The sequence below is a fragment of the Amycolatopsis sp. DG1A-15b genome, from assembly GCF_030285645.1.
In the GTDB taxonomy this organism is placed as follows: Bacteria; Actinomycetota; Actinomycetes; order Mycobacteriales; family Pseudonocardiaceae; genus Amycolatopsis.
The window spans coordinates 9,019,286-9,042,462 of the sequence record NZ_CP127296.1; the positions used below are offsets into that span (position 1 = coordinate 9,019,286).

Below are 23,177 nucleotides of genomic sequence, written 5' to 3' on the forward strand. Positions count from 1 at the left end.
CGAGCCCGGCGCACCGCACCGGTTTTCCGGCTCCGCCAACGCCGCCGCGCCCGGGCCTGAGGCCGCGGCATCCCGGCCGGTAGCGTGCACGGCGTGCTGACCGTCTCCACCGTGAACGTCAACGGCCTTCGCGCCGCCGCCAAGAAGGGCTTCGTCGAGTGGCTCGCCGCCACAAAGGCCGACGTTGTCGCCTGCCAGGAGGTGCGGGCCGAAGCCAGTCAGCTGCCCGCCGCCGTTGTCGACCCCGACGGGTGGTTCTCCGTGCACGCGCCTTCGGCCGCCAAGGGGCGCAATGGCGTTGCCGTCTACAGCCGTGTCGAGCCCGAAGAGGTCCGGATCGGCTTCGGCGAGCCTGAATTCGAAGACAGCGGGCGGTACCTCGAGGTGCACCTGCCGAACGTCGTCGTCGCGAGCCTCTACCTGCCCAGCGGGGACGTCGGCACCGAACGGCAGGACGAAAAGGAACGCTTCATGGCCGCGTTCCTGCCCTACCTCGCCGAACTGCGGGCGAAGGCCGCCGCGGCCGGGCGCGAAGCCGTCGTCGTCGGGGACTGGAACATCGCCTACGACACCGTCGACCTCAAGAACTGGCGCGGCAACCGCAAGAACTCCGGCTTCCTGCCCGAAGAACGCGCCTGGCTCGGCCGCGTCTACACCGAGGCCGGTTACACCGACGTCCAGCGCCGGCTCGACCCCGACGGCCCCGGCCCGTACACCTGGTGGTCCTACCGCGGCCAGGCCTTCGACAACGACTCCGGCTGGCGCATCGACTGCCAGCTCGCGACGCCCGGGCTCGCCGAGAAGGTCGTCGACGTCGTGGTCGAACGGGCAGCCGCCTACGACCAGCGCTGGTCCGACCACGCGCCGGTCACCGCGACCTACGACATCGACTTTCCCCGCGAGGTGTAGACCACTCACGGTCCGGTGAACAGTCCTCCCGATCGGGGCGACGCGTCCACATCGAGGGTCCATGCCGGAGACTGCGGAGAACGGGTGACGCCGATCAGGCACACTCCGAGCACGATCTACTGCGGGTAGTAGCGAGGTCACCCGGCTGAGTGGTCGAAGTGAACCCCGGGGGCGCTCGGAGCGTATCAATGGTAGAGCGCTACCCTCGCTTTCGAGTTGATCAGAACCGGCAGGTCTTGACACGCTCGGTAGTTTTCTGACCAGTAGCACGCAACGTCTCACTCGGATGGGTGAGCGTTAGTCGCGGGAGGCACTCCGGTGCGCAACCCAGGTCGAACCCTGTTGCGGCCCACCCTGCGCGGTTTCCGCGCGGCCGTGGTGGTCGCGCTCGTCCCGGCCGGCCTGCTCCTGGCCGGCGGCGGCAGCGCGTTCGCCGCCGTCACGGCGACAGCGCAGGCCGACACCAACGCCGCGAGCTTCGGCGTGCTCGGCCCCGTCGGACTGGTTGCCGTCGCGCTCGGCATCATCGGCATGACGCTGGGTGTGCTGCGCCAGCGCCGCAAGACCCGCCTGGCCGAGGCCGCGCCGGCCGTGCCGGAAGTTCCCGACCCGGTCACGGCGATGGCCGAAGCCGTCCTCGGCGAGCCCGACATGACGCCGACTCGCCCGTTCTTGACCCAGCGCCCGAACGCCTGAGGGCCCTCGGCGCCCGGCACTCGTCCCGGCCTGGAAGAATCCTGGCGTGTCCGAAGAGCAGACCGTCGCAGAGCGCCGCCCGCGGGTCCTGTCCGGGATCCAGCCCACCGCCGACTCGTTCCACCTCGGCAACTACCTCGGCGCGCTGCGCCAGTGGGTGCGGCTGCAGGACACGCACGAGACGTTCTACAGCGTGGTCGACCTGCACGCGATCACCGTCGAGCAGGACCCGAAGGTGCTGCGGCAGCGCACCCGCGTCTCGGCCGCCCAGCTGCTCGCCATCGGCATCGACCCGCAGCGCAGTGCCCTGTTCGTGCAGAGCCACGTCCCGGAGCACGCCCAGCTGAGCTGGGTGCTGGAGTGCCAGACCGGCTTCGGTGAGGCCGGCCGGATGACGCAGTTCAAGGACAAGTCGGCGAAGCAGGGCTCGGACCGCTCCAGCGTCGGCCTGTTCACCTACCCGGTCCTGCAGGCGGCGGACATCCTGCTGTACCGGGCGGACGCGGTCCCGGTCGGCGAGGACCAGCGCCAGCACCTGGAGCTGACGCGCGACCTCGCGCAGCGCTTCAACAACCGGCTGGGCAAGACGTTCGTGGTGCCGGAGCCGTACATCATCAAGGACACCGCGAAGATCTACGACCTGCAGGAACCGACGGCCAAGATGAGCAAGTCGGCGTCGAACGTCAACGGGATCATCGAGCTGCTCGAAGACCCGAAGCGCTCGGCGAAGAAGATCCGCTCGGCGGTCACCGACACGGGCCGCGAGGTCCGGTTCGACACCGAGAACAAGGCGGGCGTCTCGAACCTGCTGACGATCTACTCGGCCCTGACCGACCGCACGATCCCGGACCTCGAAGCGGCGTACGAGGGCAAGGGCTACGGCGACCTGAAGAAGGACCTCGGCGAGGTGTTCATCGAGTGGGTGACCCCCGTCCAGGACCGTGCGAAGTCCTATTTGGACGATGTGGCGGAGCTGGACAAGGTCCTCGCCGCGGGTGCCGAACGCGCCCGCGAGGTGGCGTCGAAGACGCTCGCGAAGACCTACCAGCGGATCGGGTTCCTGCCGCCGGTGCGGTGAAGCTGATCCTGCTGAACGGTCCGCCGGGCAGCGGCAAGTCGACGCTCGCCCGGCGCTACGCCGACAGCCACCCACCGGCACTGGCGTTGGACGTGGACCGCATCCGCGCCATGCTCGGCGGCTGGCGCGCGTCCCCGGGCGAAGCCGGTCTCCTGGCGCGGGACATCGCACTGGCGGCGGCGCGCACTCACCTCGGCGCCGGGCACGATGTGGTGGTGCCGCAATTGGTGGCTCGCGCGGGCTTTCCCGAACGCCTCGAAGCGTTGGCGAGCGAATGCGGGGCGAGCTTCCACGAGGTCGTGTTGCTGCCGGGGCGCGAGGTGGCCCGGCGCCGGTTCGCCGCCCGTGGTTCGTCGGAGGTCGAGGCCGCGGCTGCGCTGACCGAGCCGGAGCTGGATCAGGCGTACGACGCGGTCGCCGCCTTCGCCGCGAGCCGCGGGACGCCAGTGCTCACCGCGGCGGACGCCTACCCCGCCTTGGTGGCTGCCCTGGCCTGAGCTGCCCCGCCGCGGCTCGGCAGCGCGGGCAACGACTAGCGGACCACGCGCAAGGAAGCCGACCTCCCCCGTGCACACCGCTCGCGTTGCGGGGTTCACCAAGCGTGGTTAGCGTTTCACGGTGGCGAACGAAGAGAAGGAAAAGCTCCTGCCGCGGTTGCGGCGGAAGTACCCGTGGCTCGATCACCTCATCCGGGCCAACGACGCCTTCACCGAGCGGTACGGCAACCACTACGCCGCGGCCATCACCTACTTCAGCGTGCTGTCCGTCTTCCCGCTGTTCATGGTGGCCTTCGCCGTGGTCGGGCTGGTCGTCAACCACGACCAGACGATCATCACGAAGATCACCGACGGCATCAACAACTCGGTGCCGGAAGGCCTCAAGGACCTGGTCAACGGCATCGTCAAGGGTGCGCTCGACTCCGGTGGCGGGATCGGGATCTTCGGTCTGCTCATCGCCCTCTACTCCGGCATCGGCTGGATGTCGAACCTGCGGGACGCGCTCACCGCGCAGTGGGGCCAGGAAAAGCAGCCGCAGCCGTTCGTCAAGCAGACGCTCAAGGACTTCGTCGCGCTGATCGGGCTCGGGGTCGCGCTCGTCGTTTCCTTCGCGCTGACCGCGGTCGGCGGCGGGGTCGGGCAGTTCCTGCTCGAACTCGTCGGGCTCGAGCACGCCACCTGGGCGATCGTCCTGCTCCGCGGGGCGACCATCGTGCTCGGACTGATCGCGAACACCCTCGTCTTCATCTGGGTCATCGCCCGCCTGCCCCGGGAGCAGGTCGCGCTGCGCAGTGCCGTCAAGGGGGCCGTGGTCGCCGCCGTCGGGTTCGTCATCCTGCAGCAGGTCGGCTCGCTCTACCTGGCCAGCGTCACGAAGTCGCCGTCGGCCGCGCTGTTCGGGCCGGTCATCGGCCTGCTCGTGTTCGCGAACCTCGTCTCACGCTTCCTGCTGCTCATCACGGCGTGGACGGCCACGGCGAAGGAGAACGAGCGCAAGGTCGTCGCACCCCCGCCGCCGGTGCGGCTCGAGCAGAGCGTCACCGTGCAGCGCGGACCGGGTCTCGGCACCGTCGCTGGTGCCTTCGGTGCCGGTGCGCTGCTGGCGTGGCTGGGTGGCCGCCGCAAGTCTTGACAGCCGGCCGGCCAGTAAAGAAACTGAACCGGTAAGAAATCTGAACCGGAGGGTTTCGTGCTGCTGGACGCCGCCCGCGAGTGTGCCGACCTCGCCAAGACCCTCGCACCCGTCACCGAACGGCAGCGTGCCTTGCCGCCCGAGGTGGTCGCGAAGCTGACCGACGCCCAGCTGTTCCGCACCGGCGTCCCCGGCCACCTCGGTGGCCCCGAAGCCCCTCCCGCCGTCAGCCTCGCAACCGCCGAGACGGTCGCGCGCGGGGACGCCTCGGCCGGCTGGTGCGTCTCGATCGCCGTCACGAGCAGCCTGCTCTCGGCCTACGCCCCGCGGAAGTGCGCCGAGGAAGTCTTCGGGGACCCGCGCACGGTCGCCGCCGGGGTCTGGGCACCGCGCGGGACCGGCCGGAAGGTCGACGGCGGGTACGTCGTGAACGGCCGGTGGGCGTTCTGCAGCGGCATCCCGCACGCGGACTGGCTCTTCGCCGGGTTCGTCCACGAGAAAGCGCTCTACGTCGCCGCGTTGCCGAAGGCCGAGATCGAAGTGCTCGACACGTGGCACACCAACGGCCTGCGCGGGACCGGCAGCCACGACTGCGTCGCAAGTGAACTGTTCGTCCCGGACCACCGCGTCTTCTCGGTGATGGCCGGTCCGCCGCCGGAAGCCGTTGCGCTGCACAGGTTTCCGCTCTTCGGCTTCTTCGCGCTGTCGGTCGCGGCCGCCGCGCTGGGCAACGCGCGCGGCGCGATCGACGACCTCGTCGAGCTCGCCTCGACGCGCAAACCGCTCGGTTCCAGCCGGTCGCTGGCCGAGCGGCCGGCGACCCAGGCCGCCGTCGCGGAGGCCGAGGCGGCCCTGCGCGCGGCACGGCTTCTGTTCTACAGCAGCATCGACGACGCCTGGCAGGCCGCGCAGGGCGCCGAACCGGTGCCGGACGCCCTCAAGCTCGGCCTCCGGCTGGCCGCGACGCACGTGACGCGCACGGCCGCGAAGGTCGCCGCCGGCATGTACGACCTCGGCGGCGGCGCGGCGATCTACGAGACTTCGCCGTTGCAGCGCCGGTTCCGCGACGCGCACACCGCGACCGCGCACTTCCAGGTCAACCCGGCCAGCTACGAACTTTCCGGCAAACTGCTGCTGGGCGTCCCGGCCCGGACGGAACAGCTGTGACCGGCCTCGGCCACCGGTTCACGGCGGACTCGGTCGGCCGCGCGCTCGACCTGGTCGGCGAGCGGTGGAGCCTGCTCATCCTGCGCGAGACCTTCTTCGGCGTGCGCCGCTACGGCGAGTTCGCGCGCAACCTGTCCATCCCGCGCCCGACGTTGTCCGCGCGGCTGAAGACCCTCGTCGACGCCGGTGTGCTCGAGCGCGTCGGCCCCGTGCCGGAGTACGTGCTGACCTCCGCCGGGCGGGACCTCTTCGGCGCCGTCGTCACGCTCATGCAGTGGGGCGACAAGCACCTCGCCGGACCGGAGGGACCGCCGATTCTCCTGCGGCACAACGACTGCGGCGAAATCGCCGGGACGTTCGTGGCCTGCGGGCACTGCGGTGGCGCGATCACCACCGACCGGGTCACCCCGGAGCCGGGGCCCGGTTTCCGCTAGCTCGCGGCCCTCTTGCGCTGGTGCCCGACCACGAACCCGCCGAGGATGATCAGGAACACCACCAGCGTGATGATCCAGCCGGTGACGCCGAACGGGTCTTCCTTCGCCGCGGGGGCGGCCGCCGACGTGCCGCCGTGGCCGGTGCCGCCGTCGGCGAGCACTGAGGGGTCGCCGTCCGCCGTAGTCGTGGCGGGCGGCTGGTAGGTGATCTGGCCGACCGGCACGGCGCGGTCGTCCTCCAGCGCGAAGCCGTAGTCGAGCAGCTTCGCCGCTTGGTCGACCACCTTGGTCGGCTTCTGCTCCGCGCGCAGCATGACGACCGCGAGGCGCTTGCCCTTGCGCTGCGCCGCGCCGACGTAGGTGTGGCGCGCGTCGTCGGTGAAGCCGGTCTTGCCGCCGAGGAAACCGGGGTAGACGCCGAGCAGCTTGTTGTCGTTGAAGATCGGGATGGCCGGCTTCCCGCCGGCCGGCGGGAACTCGAAGTTCTTCGTCGCGACGACCTTCGCGAATTCCGGCTGCTTCATCGCGTAGTTGAAGATGAGGCTGAGGTCGTAGGCCGAGGTCGACATGCCCGGCCCGTCCAGGCCCGACGGCGTCGCGGCGCGCGTGTCGAGCGCGCCGATCTTCGCGGCCAGCGCGTTCATCTTCGCCACCGCGGAGTCGGCCCCGCCGAGCGCCGTCGCGAACGCGTGTGCGACGTCGTTGCCCGAGTGCATCAGCAGGCCGTGCAGCAGCTGGTCGACGGTGTACTGGCCGCCGGCGACGAGGCCGACGCAGGTGCACTCCTGCTCCGCGTCCTCCTTCGTCGCGACGATCGGCTGCTGCGGGTCCAGCTGGGTGACGACGACCAGCGCGAGCAGCGTCTTGATCAGCGACGCGGGCCGCTGCCGGGCGTGCGGGTCCTTCGCCGCGACGACCGCGCCGGTGTCGAGGTCCTGCACCAGCCACGACGCCGCGGTGTTGCCGTCCGGCGGGTTGAGCGCGCCGTCCGGGGTGACCAGGCCGCACTCGGCCATCCGGTTGCCGCCGACCGGGACCGCGGGCACGGCCAGCGGTGCCGGGACCTGCTTGCCCGGCGCGGGCTTCTCCGACGTGTCGACCGGCGGCGGGGGAGCCTGGCGGTTCGCGCACTGGCCCTGCTGCGGCGCGGCGGCCACCAGCGCCGGGGTGCTCAGGGCCAGGAGGGCGGCGGCGAGCGTCGTCGTGAAGACCTTGAGCGACCGGGAGACAACAGAGTGCACCCACGCAATCTAGCGCCGCGGCCCGCGTCGCATACTCAGGGGCATGCGCATGTCACGCGGCACCTCGCTGTTCCTGCTGGCCTTCGGTGTGTGGTCGTGGATCATCTGGATCACCTTCGCCAAGAACCTGTGGGACAGCGACCGGGCCTGGACCCCCGACGGCTCGCCCACGGCGTACTTCGTGGTGCACGCCGTGCTGACGGTCGTGTCGTTCGTGCTCGGCACGATCATCGGCGTGCTCGGCTGGCGCGGCGTGCGGGCCGGTTCGCGCGTCGACGCCTGAATCCCCCTCCTTGGTCGGTGGCGCGGCCCGGCAGCCCGGTTTAGGTTGGCGCCACCGAACCTGGAGGTGGAATGTCCCGTTTACGTCGAATGGCGGCCCCGCTCGTGCTGGCCGTCGGGAGCGGCCTGTTCGCGGCGGCCCCGGCCGCGGAGGCCGCGCCGGTCGCCTGCGACACGACGAGCACGCCGTACACCTACGTCGTGACGTACCAGCCGGGCACCCGCGCGTCGGCCGTCGACAAGGAGCTGGCCGCCAAGTGCGGCACGAAGGTCGCCTACTACGCCCCGATCGGCGTGGCCATCGCCAGCTCGCGCGACGCGGACTTCCAGCAGAAGATCGGCGTCTACCGGGCGTACTCCGGCGGCAAGGACGTGGCTTCCCAGGGCGCCGCGGCCTCGGCCCGCTCGCTGGGTGCGGTGCGGACCCTGGAGGACACGCGGTCCGTCGCCGCCGCGGGTGACCTGTCCGCGCAGCAGTGGGACATGAAGGCGATCCACGCGCCCGAAGCGAACAAGATCTACCAGGGCAGCCGCGCGGTGACGGTCGGCGTGCTCGACTCGGGCATCGAGGCGACCCACCCGGCGCTGAAGGCGGCCGTCGACGCTCGCTCCTCGGCGGGCTGCGTGACGGGCGCGCCGGACCTTTCCCCGGCGTCCTGGGCGCCCACGACGTCGGACCACGGCACGCACGTGGCGGGCACGATCGCCGGCAAGGACAAGGCGACGGGCTTCACCGGCGTCGCGCCGGGCGTGCGGCTGGCCTCGGTGAAGGTCGTCAACGACGCCGGCTACATCTTCCCGGAGTCGGCGGTCTGCGGGTTCGTCTGGGCGGCCGAGCACGGGTTCGCGGTGACGAACAACAGCTACTACATCGACCCGGGGATGTTCTACTGCCCGAAGCAGCCGGGCGACGCGGCGGCGTTCGAAGCGGTCCGCCGGGCGGTGGAGTTCTCGACGCACCGCGGCGTGCTGAACGTGGCGGCGGCGGGCAACTCCGGCTTCGACACGACCAAGCAGACGACGGACCCCAACCGCCCGCACCCGGTGGATTCGACGTGCGGCATCCTCCCGAAGGCGATCGACGGCGTCGTGAAGGTGTCGTCGGTCGGCTACGCGGGCACGAAGTCGTCGTTCAGCAACTACGGCGAGATCGACGTGACGGCACCCGGCGGCGACTTCGGCCAGACCCCGCCGGACGGCGCGGGCCCGTCGTGCCCGCTGTCGACGGTGGTCGGCGGCCAGTACGGCTCGAAGTGCGGCACGTCGATGGCCTCCCCGCACGCGGCGGGCGTGGCGGCGCTGATCGCGTCCCGGTTCCGCGGGATCCCGCCGCAGCTGCTGGCCAAGTTCCTGGAGGGCGAAGCCGACGTGGTGAAGTGCGCGGCCACGGAGACCGAGTGCACGGGCCCGGCGAAGAACAATTCGTACTACGGCCACGGCCTGGTCGACGCCTTGGACGCGGTGCGTTAGGAGTCATGGGAAAAGGCCTCCCCGTTCGGTGAACGGGGAGGCCTTTCACCGTGTCGGAGCAACGTTCCGGAGCGTTCACTTGACCGGGTGTACAGAAGAAGACGCGGGCCATGCGCCGGTGTAGCCTGACCGGACCAACAGGCCCCAAGCACAGAGCCACGGATCTCCGTGGCTCGGGAATGGATCTCCATGTCAGGCGGCTCCGAGACGGGTGGCAACTGATCGCACGATCAGCCACCTCCGCCCGGACCGCCGTTGGGGGTCCGGGCGTTTTTTCGTCAGCTCAGCTCTGCGAGTAGTCGGCGATGAAGCCCATCCGGGTTTCCCTTTCCGGGGCCTCCGCCGAGAACTCGACCACGATGTCCTGACCGACCCGGTGTCGTCGCAGGTTCTGGGCGTTCTGGTTGCGCACCTTGAAGGCGGCGGGGGACCGGACGTTCCGGAAGACGACCCGGTGCTCGAACTTGCCGATTTCCTTGTTGAACAGCACGTCGAAACTTTCCGGGGCGGTGCCGTTCATCAGGTCGGCCGAATAGCCCGGCCAGTCCCATTCGACGGTGATGAGGTCGCCGGCCTGGACCACCGTGCCCAGGTGGATGTAGATGTCCAGCTTCGGCTTTCCGTCCGCGGTGAACGTCCAGACCGACGTGCCGTCGGCCCGGGTCCGCTGGTCGACGTCGTCCTCGCCCGCGTGGTAGGCGTGGCACCGGACCTTGCGCCGGTCGCGGTTCGTCAGGCGGGTGGTGCCGTAGTAGACGAGGTTGACCGAGACGTACCGCAAGGTGCCGTTGGCGGCCGCGTCGAGCACCAGGTCGCGGCGGCAGTGCGCGTCGCCGTTTTCTTCGACGGTCACTTCCTGCCGCCATTCCCGCACCGACAACGGCGAGGTCGAATGCATGTGGTCGGCGTAGGTGTGCAGGAGCTCTTCGATGTGCTTGAGCTTGCCGCGCAGCCGCTGGGTGCCCGCGAAGGAAAGCGCGCTCACCAACACGAAGAGGCCGGCGGCCGCGGTGGCGAACGTGATCCGCAGCCAGGTGAGCCCGAGGACCTGGCCGAGGAGGCCGACGGTGCCGAGTGACGCGAGTGTCCCGGTCAGGGTGCGGAAATAGCCGTAGCGGAAGACGTGTTCTTCGAGGTCTGCGACGAGGGGGGCCAGTCTGCGGGAAACAATGCGGCGAAGATCCGAACCAGCACCCATACGCTCGCATCCTGTGATCGGTGTCGACCCTTCAGGCTAGCCGAGCCCCACACCGTTGCCCAGGACAAAAGAATGGCGAAAGGCCCTCCGGCGGAAGTCGCCGGAGGGCCTTCGGGTGGTGAGAGAAACTCAGACGCGCTTGAACAGCAGGGCGCGCTTCACTTCCTGGATCGCCTTGGTCACCTGGATCCCGCGCGGGCAGGCGTCCGTGCAGTTGAACGTCGTGCGGCAGCGCCAGACGCCCTCGCCGTCGTTCAGGATGTCCAGGCGCTCCTCGGCCCCCTCGTCGCGGGAGTCGAAGATGAACCGGTGGGCGTTGACGATCGCCGCCGGGCCGAAGTACGAGCCGTCGTTCCAGTACACCGGGCACGACGACGTGCAGCACGCGCACAGGATGCACTTCGTGGTGTCGTCGAAGCGGTCACGGTCCGCCTGGGACTGGATGCGCTCGCGCGTCGGCTCGTTCCCGTAGGTGATCAGGTACGGCTTGATCGCGCGGTACGCCTCGAAGAACGGGTCCATGTCGACGTAGAGGTCCTTCAACGTCGTCAGGCCCTTGATCGGGGCGATCGTGATCGTGGTCTTCTTGCCGCCGGACTCCAGCAGGTCCTTCATGAGGACCTTGCACGCCAGGCGGTTGATGCCGTTGATCTGCATCGCGTCGGACCCGCACACGCCGTGCGCGCAGGACCGGCGGAACGAGAACGTCCCGTCGATGTAGTCCTTGACGTAGAACAGCAGGTTCAGCAGCCGGTCGGTGCGCTGGGCCGGGACGTCGTAGGACTCCCAGTGCGGCTCGTTGTCGACCTCGGGGTTGAACCGGAGGATCTTCAGCGTGACCGTGATCGGGGTGTGTTCGTCCGAAGCGGCCGGAGCGTCTTCAGTGGTTGCCGCAGTCATCAGTACTTCCGCTCCATCGGCTCGTAGCGGGTGAAGGTGACCGGCTTGTAGTCCAGCCGGATGTCGGACGACAGACCCGAGCCCTGCTTGTAGGCCATGGTGTGCCGCATGAAGTTCGTGTCGTCGCGGGTCGGGTAGTCCTCGCGGGCGTGGCCGCCGCGGGACTCCTTGCGCGCCAGCGCGCCCACGATCAGGACCTCGGCCAGCTCCAGCAGGAAGCCGAGCTCGACGGCCTCGAGCAGGTCGGTGTTGTACCGCTTGCCCTTGTCCGACACGGTGATCCGCTGGTACCGCTCCTTGAGCGCCTGGACGTCGGTCAGTGCCTGCTTCAGCGTGTCCTCGGTCCGGTACACCGAAGCGTGCGAGTCCATCGTCTGCTGCATTTCCTTGCGGATGTCGGCGACGCGCTCGTCGCCGTGCTCCGACAGCAGACCCGAAAGCTGCTCCTCGACCAGCGCGGTCGGGTTCTCCGGCAGCTCGACGTGCTCGTGCGCCAGCGCGTACTCCGCGGCCGCGATGCCGGCGCGGCGGCCGAACACGTTGATGTCGAGCAGCGAGTTCGTGCCGAGCCGGTTCGAACCGTGCACCGACACGCACGCGACCTCGCCCGCGGCGTACAGGCCGGGGATGACGTTCTCGTTGTCCCGCAACGCTTCGCCGTGGATGTTGGTCGGGATGCCGCCCATCACGTAGTGGCAGGTCGGGAAGACCGGCACCGGCTCCTTCACCGGGTCGACGCCCAGGTAGGTCCGGGAGAACTCCATGATGTCCGGGAGCTTCGCGTTCAGCGTCTCCTCGGGGATGTGCGTGACGTCCAGGACGACGTAGTCCTTGTTCGGGCCGCACCCGCGGCCCTGCAGCACTTCCTGCACCATCGAGCGCGCCACGATGTCGCGGGGCGCGAGGTCCTTGATGGTGGGGGCGTAGCGCTCCATGAACCGCTCGCCGGAGGCGTTGCGCAGGATCCCGCCCTCGCCGCGGACGGCTTCGGAAATGAGGATGCCCAGGCCCGCGAGGCCGGTCGGGTGGAACTGGAAGAACTCCATGTCCTCCAGGGGGAGGCCCTTGCGGAAGATGATGCCGAGGCCGTCACCGGTGAGGGTGTGCGCGTTCGACGTCGTCTTGAAGATCTTGCCCGCGCCGCCGGTGGCGAACACGATCGACTTCGCCTGGAAGACGTGCAGCTCGCCAGTGGCCAGCTCGTAGGCGACGACGCCGGAGGCGATCGGGTTGCCGTTCTCGTCCGGGGTGGTGACGAGGTCGAGCACGTAGAACTCGTTGAAGAACTCCGTGCCGTACTTGACGCAGTTCTGGTACAGCGTCTGCAGGATCATGTGCCCGGTGCGGTCCGCGGCGTAGCAGGCGCGGCGCACCGCGGCCTTGCCGTGGTCACGCGTGTGCCCGCCGAAGCGGCGCTGGTCGATCTTGCCTTCGGGCGTGCGGTTGAACGGCAGGCCCATCTTCTCGAGGTCGAGGACGGCGTCGATGGCCTCCTTCGCCATGATCTCGGCGGCGTCCTGGTCGACCAGGTAGTCGCCGCCCTTGATCGTGTCGAAGGTGTGCCACTCCCAGTTGTCCTCTTCGACGTTCGCCAGCGCGGCGCACATGCCGCCCTGGGCCGCGCCGGTGTGGGACCGGGTCGGGTAGAGCTTGGTGAGGACCGCGGTGCGGGCGCGCTGGCCGGACTCGATGGCCGCGCGCATCCCGGCGCCGCCGGCGCCGACGATCACCACGTCGTACTTGTGGAACTGCATCGAAAAAGTCTCCGTGGCTTCAGTTCGCGGGCATGTTCGGGTCGAAGGTGAAGATCACCATCGTGCCGACGGCCAGGATCAGCACCATCGAGACGTAGAGCAGGATCTTCAGCCAGAACCGCGTGCTGTCCTTGCGCGCGTAGTCGTCGATGATCGTGCGCAGGCCGTTGCCGCCGTGGATCTCGGCGAGCCAGAGCATGGCCAGGTCCCAGAACTGCCAGAACGGCGAGGCCCAGCGGCCGGCCACGAAGCCCCAGTTGATCCGGTGCACACCGCCGTCGAGGATGTTCATGATCAGCAGGTGGCCGAGCACCAGGATGACCAGCGCCAGCCCGGAGATCCGCATGAACAGCCAGCTGTAGAGCTCGAAGTTGCTCCGGCGCGCGGCCGGGCGCTTCGGGGCGCGGGGGTTGGCGAGCGCGAGGTCGGCCATGTCAGTTACCCCCGAAGAGCATCTCGGCGGTGCGCTTCAGCATGAAGAACGCACCGGGGACCATCACGACGACCCAGACGACGCCGATGACCCACGTCATGGCCTTCTGCAGCTGGGGGCCCTTCGACCAGAAGTCGACCAGCATGACGCGGATGCCGTTCAGCGCGTGGAACAGCACCGCCCCGACCAGGCCGACCTCGAGGAGGTTGACGATCGGCGTCTTGTAGGTCTCGATGACCTGGTCGTAGGTGTTCGGCGACACGCGCACCAGCGCGGTGTCGAGCACGTGCACGAACAGGAAGAAGAATGTGAGCACGCCGGTGATGCGGTGCAGCACCCAGGACCACATGCCGGGGTCGCCCCGGTAGAAGGTCCCCTGCCGGCGTGAGGCACCCGCCCGATCGCTAGCCCCTGCCGCTGTGGCAGTGCTCGCCGTGGTGGACATCGGTGAACGGCCTCCAACGTCTGACTGTGCGCCCGGTGGCCGGTGAGGTCCGCTGTCGCCGCGGGAACGGCGGCTGTGCCGAGATCAACGTCATCGAGCCTGGATGAATCGGATGCTAGACCCGCACCCGAAGCGCGGCTCACCTCCGGGTTCCCCTCTGTGATGGACCAGACACCGGTGCTCCCGCACCGCCACCCGGCGGTGTGGTGCAGCGCACTCGGCGGTGCGGTGCGATCCGCCGTCCCATTCAGCGGTCATCTGACCTCTGCGAGATCTGATATCTGATGCTCTACGCCAAACGGCTGGTAGTGCCGGGCTGTCATTGACCAACTACCAGATCGTCCCTAGCGTCGCTCGGGCAAACATCGGATCTCTCACGATGGGGTGACGTTCTGGTGCGACGACTCGGCCTGGTGATCGCCGTCGCGGTCCTGCTGCCCGTGGTGTCGGTCACGCCCGCGCAGGCACTGCCCGACGGACTGGCGCTGACCCCGCCGATGGGCTTCAACAACTGGAACACCACCGGCTGCGCGGTCGACGAGCGGCTCATCCGCGACACCGCCGACATCTTCGTCGACAAAGGACTCAAGGCTGCCGGGTACGAGTACGTCAACGTCGACGACTGCTGGGCCGAGCCGGAGCGGGACGCCGACGGGCGCATGCAGGCGAACAAGGCCCGGTTCCCGAGCGGCATCAAGGCACTCGCCGACTACGTCCACTCGAAGGGGCTCAAGTTCGGCATCTACACCAGCGCGGGCACGCTGACCTGCGCGAAGACCCAGCCGGGTGCGCTCGACCACGAAGACGTCGACGCGCGGACGTTCGCGGACTGGGGCGTCGACTACCTCAAGTACGACAACTGCAACAACCAGGGCCGCCCGGCGCTCGAGCGCTACACGAAGATGCGCGACGCGCTGAAGAAGACGGGTCGCCCGATTGTGTACTCGCTCTGCGAGTGGGGCGAGAACAAGCCGTGGACGTGGGGCGCCGACGTCGGGCACCTGTGGCGGACCACTGGCGACATCAAGGACAACTGGGCCAAGATGGTCCAGATCCTCAAGGCGAACGCGCCGCTGGCGCCGTACGCCGGGCCGGGGCACTGGAACGATCCCGACATGCTCGAGGTCGGCAACGGCGGGATGACGACCGAGGAGTACCGCTCGCACTTCTCGCTGTGGGCGATGATGGCCGCCCCGCTGCTCATCGGCGCCGACCTGCGCAAGGTGTCGGCGGCGAACTTCGACGTCCTGCGCAACGCCGAGGTCATCGCGCTCGACCAGGACCGCCGCGGCGTCCAGGCGCGGGTGCTGTCCAACCAGGACGGACACTGGGTCTTCGCCAAGCCCCTGGACGGCGGCGACGTGGCGATCGCGCTGTTCAACGAGACGACGTCCGGTGCCACGATCGGCACCACCGCGGCCGCCGCCGGGCTGGCGAAAGCCGCCGGGTACACCGCGCGAGACCTCTGGGCGCACCGCGACCTCCAGACGGCGGGCCGGATCTCCGCGGTCGTCCCGCCGCACGCGACGGTCGTCTACCGGGTCCACGCGGGCGGCTCGTGGTGGCGGAACGCGCCGCTGGTGAGCACCGGCATCGAGCTGGCGTCGCCGGTCCCGGGCGTCCCGGGCGAGATCACGCCCGCCGGGCAGCCGTTCGAGGTCACGGTGTCGGCGACCGACGAGGCCCGCGTCCCGGTGTTCGACCCCCGCGTGACGCTCACCGCGCCCGGCGGGTGGCACGTCGAGCAGGTGGCGCGGCCGCGGGCCGTCGTGCTCGGGACGGGGGAGACCGCGGCCGGCCGCTGGCGGGTCACCCCGCCCGCCGGGACCGAAGGCACGACGGCGGTGCTGCACGGCGGCGTCACCTACCGCGCGCTCGGGTTCGGGCCGGTCACCTGGACCGGTGAACAACAGCTGACCGTGCCGGCGGCGCCGCCCACCACGCCCGCGTGGGCGAGCGACCTGCGCTGGGCGGCGGAGAAGAACGGCTACGGCCCGGTCGAGCGGGACATGTCCAACGGCAGCATCCCCGCCGGCGACGGGAAGCCGCTGACCGTCAACGGCGTCGTCTACCCGAAGGGCCTCGGCGCGCACGCACCCAGCGAAGTCGTCTTCTACCTGGGCGGGCGCTGCACGGCGTTCACCGCGGACGTCGGCGTCGACGACGAGCGCGAGGCGACGAACAAGCAGGGCTCGGCGACGTTCGAGGTCTACGCCGACGGCGTGAAGGCGGCGGCCACCGGCGTCCGGACGTGGCAGGACCCCGCACTGCCGCTGGCGGCGGACCTGCACGGGGCGCGGTACCTGCGGCTGGTCGTCACCGACGGCGGGGACGGCAACTCCTACGACCGCAGCGACTGGGCCGCCGCCCGGCTCACCTGCGGCTGATTCGTCGTCATCTCACAGAGTGACCGGGCTGGCCCATCCTTCGGTCAGCCCGGCACACTGAGTGACACGAACGGGCATTTTCGCCGTCCCAAAGCGAAACAATCCCCCGAAAGTCGCCTCCCCGCAGGCCGATGATCACGTTCGGTGTCCAGTTCGTCGCACGCGCGACTCGTGAGTAAACGTTTGTGTTACGTAGCGTGCCTTTCCTATGGCGCATTCCTGTCCGTTGGGTACGGTCTGGCGGTCGACCCGGCAGTAGGGCCGGGACGCGCCCTTGACCATCCGCTGGATCAGCGGGGAGGGAGACACACGTTGCGTCGCATGCGTGGAACCGCGCTGGCCGCCGTGGCCATGGCCGGGGTGCTCACCCTGGCCGGGTGCGCCAAGGACTCGAGCGGTGGCAGCAGCAACAACAGCGCCGCGCCTTCGTCGGGTGGCTCGGACTGCGTCACCGCGCAGAAGCCGCCCGCCGCGCCCGCCGCGTCGAGCAGCACGGCCGCCGCCGGTGGCAAGGTCGACGGCAGCCAGCTCAAGATCGGCCTGGCCTTCGACGTCGGCGGCCGGGGTGACGCGTCGTTCAACGACGCCGCCGCCGCGGGGACCGACAAGGCGAAGTCCGACCTCGGCGTGACGACGGTCAGCGAAAGCACCGCCTCCGCCAGCGAGGCCGAGTCCGCCAAGCAGCAGCGCCTCGACCAGATGGCTTCGCAGGGCCTGAACCCGATCGTCGCGGTCGGCTTCGCCTACGCCGATTCGGTCAAGGCCGTCGCCGCCAAGTACCCGAACACCAAGTTCGCGATCGTCGACGACGACTCGATCCAGCTGCCGAACGTGACGCCGCTGGTCTTCGCCGAGGAGCAGGGCTCGTTCCTGGCCGGCGTCGCCGCCGCGTACAAGAGCAAGAACTGCCACATCGGCTTCGTCGGCGGTGTCAACACCCCGCTGATCCAGAAGTTCGAGGCCGGCTTCCTGCAGGGCGCGAAGACCGTTTCGTCCAAGATCAAGATCGAGGACGAGTACCTCACCCCGGCCGGTGACTTCTCCGGGTTCCAGGACCCGCCGAAGGGCAACGCGAAGGCCGCGGCCGAGATCGCCAAGGGCGCGGACGTCATCTACCACGCCGCGGGTGCCTCGGGTAAGGGCGTCTTCGACGCCGCGAAGGCGGGCAACGCGCTGGCCATCGGGGTCGACTCCGACCAGTACAACCAGAAGACCGTCGCGGCCGACAAGGACGTCATCATCACGTCCATGCTCAAGCGGGTCGACGTCGCGGTGTTCGACTACATCCAGGCCGTCGCCAAGGGCGACCTGACCGTCCTGCCGAAGCGGTTCGACCTCAAGGTCGACGGCGTCGGCTACGCCACCTCCGGTGGCAAGGTCGACGACATCAAGGACGTCCTGGAGGGCTACAAGGCCCAGATCATCTCGGGCGCCGTCACCGTCTCGGACAAGCCGCAGAAGTAGCTCACAACGTGTCCGGGGCTCGGAGGGATTTCCCCTCCGGGCCCCTCGCGCGTTCCAGAGATATGGAATTCTCCCGCCCATGAGCACAGCCGAGGCCCCGGCCGAGGCCGTCCCCGACCGGGGCGCCCCCGCCGTCCAGCTGACCGGGATCACCAAGCGCTTTCCCGGCGTGGTGGCCAACTCCGACGTCAACCTCACCGTCGCCGCCGGCGAGGTGCACGCCATCTGTGGCGAGAACGGCGCCGGCAAGTCCACCCTGATGAAGATCCTGTACGGCATGCAGCCGCCGGACGAAGGCACCATCGCGATCAACGGCGAAGAGGTGAAGCTGCGCAACCCGCAGGACGCCATCCGCGCCGGCATCGGCATGGTGCACCAGCACTTCATGCTCGCCGACAACCTGACCGTCGGCGAGAACGTCTTCCTCGGCGCCGAGGCCCTGCACGGCATCGGCCGGGCCGCCCGCGCGCGGCTGGCCGAGCTCGCCGAGCGGACCGGCCTGCACGCCAAGCCGGAGACGCTGCTGGAGGAGCTCGGCGTCGCCGACCGCCAGCGCGTCGAGATCGTCAAGGTGCTCTACCGCGGGGCGAAGATCATCATCCTGGACGAGCCGACCGCGGTCCTCGTGCCGCAGGAGGTCGACGCGCTCTTCGAGACCGTGCGGGAGATGAAGGCCGGCGGCTACACGTTCCTCTTCATCTCGCACAAGCTCGACGAGGTCCGGGCGATCGCCGACACCGTCACGGTGATCCGCCGCGGCACGACCGTCGGCACCGCCGACCCGAAGACCATCACCTCCCGCCAGCTCGCCGAGATGATGGTCGGCTCGGAGCTGCCCAGCCCGGAGACCCGCGAGTCCACGGTCACCGACCGGGACGTGCTGCGGCTGACCGGGCTGACCCTGGGCGCCGAGGGCTCGGGCCGCAACGCGCTCGACGACGTCTCCTTCACCGTGCACGCGGGCGAGGTGCTCGGCGTGGCCGGCGTCGAGGGCAACGGCCAGACCGAGCTCGTCGAGACGATCATGGGCATGCGCAAGCCCTCCGGCGGCACGATCGAGCTGGTCGACGCGGAGGGTAAGGCCCGCGACCTCACCAAGGCGGGGACGCTGGCGCGGCGCGAAGCCGGCATCGGCTACATCGCCGAAGACCGCACCCGGCACAGCCTGCTGCTCACGCAACCGTTGTGGGTCAACCGGATCCTCGGCTACCAGACCCGCGAGCCGGTCTCGAAGGGACAGCTGCTCGACATCGCCGGCGCCCGCGCCGACACCGAGCGGATCGTCCGCGACTACGACGTCCGCACGCCGGGCATCGACGTCCCGGCCGCGGCGCTCTCGGGCGGCAACCAGCAGAAGCTGATCGTCGGGCGCGAGCTGTCCGGCAACCCGGTGCTGCTGGTGGCCTCGCACCCGACACGCGGTGTCGACGTCGGCGCGCAGGCGCTGATCTGGGAGCAGATCCGCCAGGCCCGCGCCGCCGGGCTCGCGGTGCTGCTGATCTCCGCCGACCTCGACGAGCTGATCGGCCTGTCCGACACGATCCGGGTCATGCTGCGCGGGCGTCTCGTGAGCGAGGCCGACCCGGCGACGGTGACCCCGCAGGAACTGGGCTCCGCGATGACCGGCGCGGGAGAGGGTGACGAAGAATGACCTCCTGGCGCACGAAACTGCTGCCGCCGCTGCTGGCGATCGTGTTCGCCGTGCTGCTGTCGGCGATCGCGCTCATCATCTCCGGGGCTGACCCGCTGCAGGCGTACGGCACGATGATCGGCCAGATGTTCAAGGGCTCGACCGCCGTCGACACGGTGAACCTGGCGACGGTGTACTACCTGTCCGGCCTCGCGGTCGCCATCGGCTTCCAGATGAACCTGTTCAACATCGGTGTCGAGGGCCAGTACCGCTTCGCCGCCGTCGTCGCGGCCATCGCCGGCGGTGCGATGAAGCTGCCGCCGGTCATCCACGTCCTCGCGATCCTGGTGGTCGCGGTCGTGGCGGGCATGGCCTACGCGGCGGTCCCGGCGATCCTCAAGGTGACCCGCGGGGTCAGCGAGGTCATCTCGACGATCATGCTCAACGCGATCGTCGCCGGCATCATCGCGTTCCTCATCAACGCCGACCAGTTCGGCGTGCAGCGGGGCAACAACATCGGCACCCGCGTGATCGAGCCGTCCGGCCGGATCCCGGGCATCCCGCTCGGCTCGGGCACGCTGTTCGGGTTCGTCGTCATCGCCGCGATCGTCGGCGGGGCCTACTGGTTCATGCTCAACCGCACCCGGTTCGGCTTCGAGCTCAAGGCGTCCGGCGAGTCCACCACCGCGGCCGCCGCGGGCGGGGTCAGCGCCAAGAAGATGACGCTGATCGCGATGCTGCTCTCCGGTGGCGTCGCCGGCCTGGTCGCCATGCCGGAACTGCTCGGCCGCGACTACAGCTACGGCATCACCGCGACCCAGATGTACGGCTTCACCGGCATCGCGGTCGCGCTGCTGGGCCGCAACCACCCCGGCGGCATCGCGCTCGGCGCGCTGCTGTGGGCGTTCCTCGACACCTCCGCGGTGTCGCTGGAGCAGATCAACGTGTCCAAGGAGATCGCGACGATCATGCAGGGCATCATCGTGCTGTCGGTCGTCGTGGCGTACGAGGTCGTGCGCCGGGCCGACCTCGCGGCCGAACAACGCAGAGTCGGGCGCGCACTCGCCGGCCGCAAGGGTTCCTCGGTCGCCGAAGGGGGTGCGGTGTGATCACCGACGTCGCTCCCGAATCCGGCTCGACCGTGCCGGTGCAGCGCAAGCGGGGCCGGGTCCCCGGCTGGCTGCGCGGGGTGATCTGGGCCGCGGTCGCCATCGCCGTCGTCTCGACGGCGTCCTACTCCACCGGCGTCGCCGCGCTGACGTCGTCCAACACCGCGCAGACGGCGTTGCGCCTGGCCCTGCCGATCCTGCTGTGCGCGCTGGGCGGCCTCTGGGCCGAGCGCGCGGGCGTGGTCAACATCGGCCTCGAGGGCATGATGATCCTCGGGACCTGGGGCGCCGCCTGGGGTTCGTACTACGGCGGCGCGTGGTCCGGCCTGCTGGCCGCGCTGCTGTTCGGCGCACTGGGCGGGCTGCTGCACGCGGTGGCGACGGTGACGTTCAACGTCAACCACATCGTCTCCGGCGTCGCGATCAACCTGCTCGGCCTCGGCGTCACGAAGTACCTGGCGAACCTGATCTTCGCGCCGATCTCGGGCAACCCGCGGCAGTCGCCGGTGGTGCCGAAGTTCGACACCTACTCGGCGACGTTCCTCTCGGACTGGCTGGGCGACCTGGAGAAGCAGCAGCGCGTCGGGATCTCCGATGTTGCCGGCATCCTGCGCGGCCTGGTCACCGAGGTGGCGCCGCTGACGATGCTCGCGATCATCCTGGTGCCGGTGAGCTTCTGGGTGCTCTGGAAGACCCGGTTCGGCTTGCGGCTGCGGTCCTGCGGCGAAAACCCGGTCGCGGCCGAGTCCCTCGGCGTGAACGTGTACCTGCACAAGTACGTGGCCGTGATCATCTCGGGCGCGTTCGCCGGCATGGGTGGCGCCTCGCTGGTGCTGCTGCGCGGCGGCGCGGACTACCTGGAGAACCAGACGAACGGCCGCGGGTACATCGGCCTCGCGGCGATGATCTTCGGCAACTGGCGGCCGGGCGGCCTGCTCGGCGGCGCGGCGCTGTTCGGCTACGCGGACGGCCTGCAGCTCGCCGGCGGCGGCGAAGCGGTGCTCGCGCTGCTGTACGGCGCGGTGATCCTGGTCGCCGTGATCGTCGTCGTTCAGCTGTTCCGGAAGCAGTGGATCGCGGCCGGGCTCGGCGTCGTCGGCGCGGGCGTGCTGTACGCGATCTACTGGGCCAACGACACGCTGCCGTCGGACCTGATCCCGTACACCGCGCACTTCGTGACGCTCATCGTGCTGGCCGTGGCTTCGCAGCGGCTGCGGCCGCCGAAGGCCGACGGCCAGCCGTACCGGCGGGGTGAAGACTGATGTCCACAGTAGACTGGGATGCGCTCCGCTCTCGCGCGATCGAGGCCGCTTCCCACGCGTACGCGCCATATTCTGGCCTGCACGTGGGGGTGGCCGGGATCGTCGACGACGGCCGGGTGGTGACCGGGTGCAACGTCGAAAACGCTTCCTACGGGCTCGGGCTGTGCGCGGAGTGCACGATGGCCGGGCAGCTGCGGCTGTCCGGCGGCGGGCGCCTGGTCGCCGTGGCGTGCCGCAGTGGCGCTGGTGACCTGCTGATGCCGTGCGGACGCTGCCGGCAGATCCTGTTCGAGCTGGGCGGGTCTTCCTGCCTGGTGGACACGCCGAGCGGGATCCTGCCGATGTCCGACGTCCTGCCGGACGCCTTCGGCCCGGACGACCTGCCGTGAGCGGGTTCGCGGCGGTCGACGTCATCCGGGCGAAGCGGGACGGCGGCACGCTTTCCGACGAGCAGATCGACTGGGTCGTCGACGCCTACACGCGCGGTGAGGTCGCCGAAGAGCAGATGTCGGCGCTGGCCATGGCGATCTTCCTGCGGGGGATGACTTCGGCCGAGATCTCCCGCTGGACGCACGCGATGATCGAGTCCGGCGAGCGGCTGTCGCTTTCCGTTACCCGGCCCACTGTCGACAAGCATTCGACGGGCGGTGTCGGCGACAAGATCACGCTGCCGCTGGCGCCGCTGGTGGCGGCGTGCGGTGCGGCGGTGCCGCAGCTGTCCGGGCGCGGGCTCGGCCACACGGGCGGGACGCTCGACAAGCTGGAGTCGATTCCCGGCTGGCGGGCTGCACTGTCCACTTCGGAAATCCTGGCTCAGCTGGAGGACGTCGGCGCCGTGGTCTGCGCGGCGACGTCCGGGCTGGCGCCGGCCGACAAGAAGCTGTACGCGCTGCGGGACGTGACGTCGACGGTGGAGTCGATCCCGCTGATCGCCAGCTCGATCATGAGCAAGAAGATCGCCGAAGGCGCGTCCGGGCTGGTCCTGGACGTGAAGTTCGGGTCGGGCGCGTTCATGAAGACCCTCGACCAGGCGCGGGCGCTGGCTGGTGCCTTGACCTCGATCGGTGCCGACCACGGCGTCCCGACGACGGCGTTGCTGACCGACATGAACGTCCCGCTGGGCCGGGCGGTCGGGAACGCGGTGGAGGTCGCGGAGTCGGTCGACGTGCTCCAGGGCGGTGGGCCCGCGGACGTCGTCGAACTGACGCTCGCCTTGGCGCGGGAGATGCTGGCTCTCGCCGATCTCGACGTGGACCCGGCCGCGGTGCTGGCTTCGGGTGAGGCGTACGAGGTCTGGTGCCGGATGATCTCGGCCCAGGGCGGCGACCCGTCGGCGCCGCTGCCGACGCCCTCTCACGTGCACACGGTCGTCGCTCCGGCTTCGGGCGTGCTGGCTTCGCTGGACGCGTACGCGGTGGGCGTCGCGGCATGGCGCCTCGGCGCGGGCCGGGCCCGCAAGGAGGACCCGGTCCAAGCGGCGGCGGGCATCCTGTGCCTGGCCAAGCCGGGGGACCGCGTCTCCGAGGGTGACCCGCTGCTGGAACTCCACACGGACACGCCGTCCGCGGTCCCGGCGGCCTTGTCCGCTCTCGATGGCGGCTTCACGATCGCTTCGTCGGCGCCCGAGCCGGGCCCGATCGTCGTGGAGACGATCCGCGGCTAGCTCGGCTGTGATGATCGTCGCGAAGA

22 protein-coding genes are annotated in these 23,177 nt (G+C 69.8%); 16 read left to right on the top strand and 6 right to left on the bottom strand.

Features of this window, described 5'->3' with window-relative positions; genetic code table 11:
- Positions 1-84 precede the first annotated feature (84 nt).
- From QRY02_RS41875 to QRY02_RS41905, 7 genes are all read left to right on the top strand, one after another.
- Complete coding sequence (locus tag QRY02_RS41875) at positions 85-909, top strand: exodeoxyribonuclease III (protein ID WP_285988222.1); 825 nt, start codon at positions 85-87, stop codon at positions 907-909.
- A gap of 318 nt (positions 910-1,227) precedes the next feature.
- Positions 1,228-1,605: a hypothetical protein gene (locus tag QRY02_RS41880; protein WP_285988223.1), complete on the top strand. Its 378-nt coding sequence runs from the start codon at positions 1,228-1,230 to the stop codon at positions 1,603-1,605.
- A gap of 46 nt (positions 1,606-1,651) precedes the next feature.
- The gene (trpS, locus tag QRY02_RS41885) at positions 1,652-2,683 is read left to right on the top strand and encodes a tryptophan--tRNA ligase (RefSeq protein ID WP_285988224.1); all 1,032 of its coding nucleotides are present in this window, start codon (positions 1,652-1,654) and stop codon (positions 2,681-2,683) included.
- On the top strand, positions 2,680-3,180 hold the full coding sequence (locus tag QRY02_RS41890) for an ATP-binding protein (RefSeq protein ID WP_285988225.1): 501 nt from the start codon (positions 2,680-2,682) through the stop codon (positions 3,178-3,180). Before trpS ends, QRY02_RS41890 begins: the two co-directional genes overlap by 4 nt.
- A 121-nt stretch (positions 3,181-3,301) precedes the next feature.
- A complete protein-coding gene (yhjD, locus tag QRY02_RS41895; protein ID WP_285988226.1) occupies positions 3,302-4,312 on the top strand; it encodes an inner membrane protein YhjD in 1,011 nt (336 codons plus the stop codon).
- A 57-nt stretch (positions 4,313-4,369) separates the two neighbouring features.
- Entirely contained in the window at positions 4,370-5,479 is a 1,110-nt protein-coding gene (locus QRY02_RS41900; protein ID WP_285988227.1) for an acyl-CoA dehydrogenase family protein, read from the top strand.
- On the top strand, positions 5,476-5,913 hold the full coding sequence (locus QRY02_RS41905; protein ID WP_285988228.1) for a winged helix-turn-helix transcriptional regulator: 438 nt from the start codon (positions 5,476-5,478) through the stop codon (positions 5,911-5,913). The genes QRY02_RS41900 and QRY02_RS41905 overlap by 4 nt, the downstream gene beginning before the upstream one ends.
- Here the strand turns inward: QRY02_RS41905 and QRY02_RS41910 are convergent.
- Positions 5,910-7,154 (bottom strand): D-alanyl-D-alanine carboxypeptidase family protein, encoded by a 1,245-nt coding sequence (locus QRY02_RS41910; RefSeq protein ID WP_285988229.1) that lies wholly within the window; start codon positions 7,152-7,154, stop codon positions 5,910-5,912. The two genes, QRY02_RS41905 and QRY02_RS41910, sit on opposite strands and share 4 nt — an antisense overlap.
- A gap of 43 nt (positions 7,155-7,197) precedes the next feature.
- On the opposite strand from QRY02_RS41910, the gene QRY02_RS41915 reads away from it, so the two are divergent.
- On the top strand, positions 7,198-7,437 hold the full coding sequence (locus tag QRY02_RS41915) for an SCO4848 family membrane protein (protein WP_285988230.1): 240 nt from the start codon (positions 7,198-7,200) through the stop codon (positions 7,435-7,437).
- Between the two features lie 71 nt (positions 7,438-7,508).
- Positions 7,509-8,906 (top strand): S8 family peptidase, encoded by a 1,398-nt coding sequence (locus QRY02_RS41920; protein WP_285988231.1) that lies wholly within the window; start codon positions 7,509-7,511, stop codon positions 8,904-8,906.
- 283 nt (positions 8,907-9,189) lie between these two features.
- Here the strand turns inward: QRY02_RS41920 and QRY02_RS41925 are convergent, their stop codons facing one another.
- The 5 genes from QRY02_RS41925 to sdhC all read right to left on the bottom strand — a co-directional run bounded on the left by QRY02_RS41925 (position 9,190) and on the right by sdhC (position 13,636).
- Entirely contained in the window at positions 9,190-10,104 is a 915-nt protein-coding gene (locus tag QRY02_RS41925; protein ID WP_285988232.1) for a hypothetical protein, read from the bottom strand.
- 129 nt (positions 10,105-10,233) lie between these two features.
- The gene (locus tag QRY02_RS41930; RefSeq protein ID WP_285988233.1) at positions 10,234-11,004 is read right to left on the bottom strand and encodes a succinate dehydrogenase iron-sulfur subunit; all 771 of its coding nucleotides are present in this window, start codon (positions 11,002-11,004) and stop codon (positions 10,234-10,236) included.
- The gene (gene sdhA / locus QRY02_RS41935; protein WP_285988234.1) at positions 11,004-12,758 is read right to left on the bottom strand and encodes a succinate dehydrogenase flavoprotein subunit; all 1,755 of its coding nucleotides are present in this window, start codon (positions 12,756-12,758) and stop codon (positions 11,004-11,006) included. Before sdhA ends, QRY02_RS41930 begins: the two co-directional genes overlap by 1 nt.
- A gap of 19 nt (positions 12,759-12,777) precedes the next feature.
- Positions 12,778-13,191, bottom strand: coding sequence for a succinate dehydrogenase hydrophobic membrane anchor subunit (locus QRY02_RS41940; protein ID WP_086839710.1), 414 nt, complete (start codon positions 13,189-13,191; stop codon positions 12,778-12,780).
- Position 13,192: 1 nt separating this feature from the next.
- Positions 13,193-13,636, bottom strand: a complete 444-nt coding sequence (gene sdhC / locus QRY02_RS41945) for a succinate dehydrogenase, cytochrome b556 subunit (protein ID WP_086839707.1) — start codon at positions 13,634-13,636, stop codon at positions 13,193-13,195.
- A 395-nt stretch (positions 13,637-14,031) separates the two neighbouring features.
- Here sdhC and QRY02_RS41950 point away from each other — a divergent pair, with 395 nt between their 5' ends.
- The 7 genes from QRY02_RS41950 (at position 14,032) to QRY02_RS41980 (ending at position 23,151) form a co-directional block, all read left to right on the top strand.
- A complete protein-coding gene (locus QRY02_RS41950; RefSeq protein ID WP_285988235.1) occupies positions 14,032-16,023 on the top strand; it encodes an NPCBM/NEW2 domain-containing protein in 1,992 nt (663 codons plus the stop codon).
- 321 nt (positions 16,024-16,344) lie between these two features.
- Positions 16,345-17,487, top strand: coding sequence for a BMP family lipoprotein (locus QRY02_RS41955; protein WP_285988236.1), 1,143 nt, complete (start codon positions 16,345-16,347; stop codon positions 17,485-17,487).
- Positions 17,488-17,566: 79 nt separating this feature from the next.
- Positions 17,567-19,138: an ABC transporter ATP-binding protein gene (locus tag QRY02_RS41960; RefSeq protein ID WP_285988237.1), complete on the top strand. Its 1,572-nt coding sequence runs from the start codon at positions 17,567-17,569 to the stop codon at positions 19,136-19,138.
- Entirely contained in the window at positions 19,135-20,226 is a 1,092-nt protein-coding gene (locus QRY02_RS41965; RefSeq protein ID WP_285988238.1) for an ABC transporter permease, read from the top strand. Before QRY02_RS41960 ends, QRY02_RS41965 begins: the two co-directional genes overlap by 4 nt.
- Positions 20,223-21,488 (top strand): ABC transporter permease, encoded by a 1,266-nt coding sequence (locus QRY02_RS41970; RefSeq protein WP_285988239.1) that lies wholly within the window; start codon positions 20,223-20,225, stop codon positions 21,486-21,488. Before QRY02_RS41965 ends, QRY02_RS41970 begins: the two co-directional genes overlap by 4 nt.
- Positions 21,488-21,877, top strand: a complete 390-nt coding sequence (locus QRY02_RS41975; protein ID WP_176173152.1) for a cytidine deaminase — start codon at positions 21,488-21,490, stop codon at positions 21,875-21,877. The genes QRY02_RS41970 and QRY02_RS41975 overlap by 1 nt, the downstream gene beginning before the upstream one ends.
- Complete coding sequence (locus tag QRY02_RS41980) at positions 21,874-23,151, top strand: thymidine phosphorylase (protein ID WP_285988240.1); 1,278 nt, start codon at positions 21,874-21,876, stop codon at positions 23,149-23,151. The genes QRY02_RS41975 and QRY02_RS41980 overlap by 4 nt, the downstream gene beginning before the upstream one ends.
- Positions 23,152-23,177 lie beyond the last annotated feature (26 nt).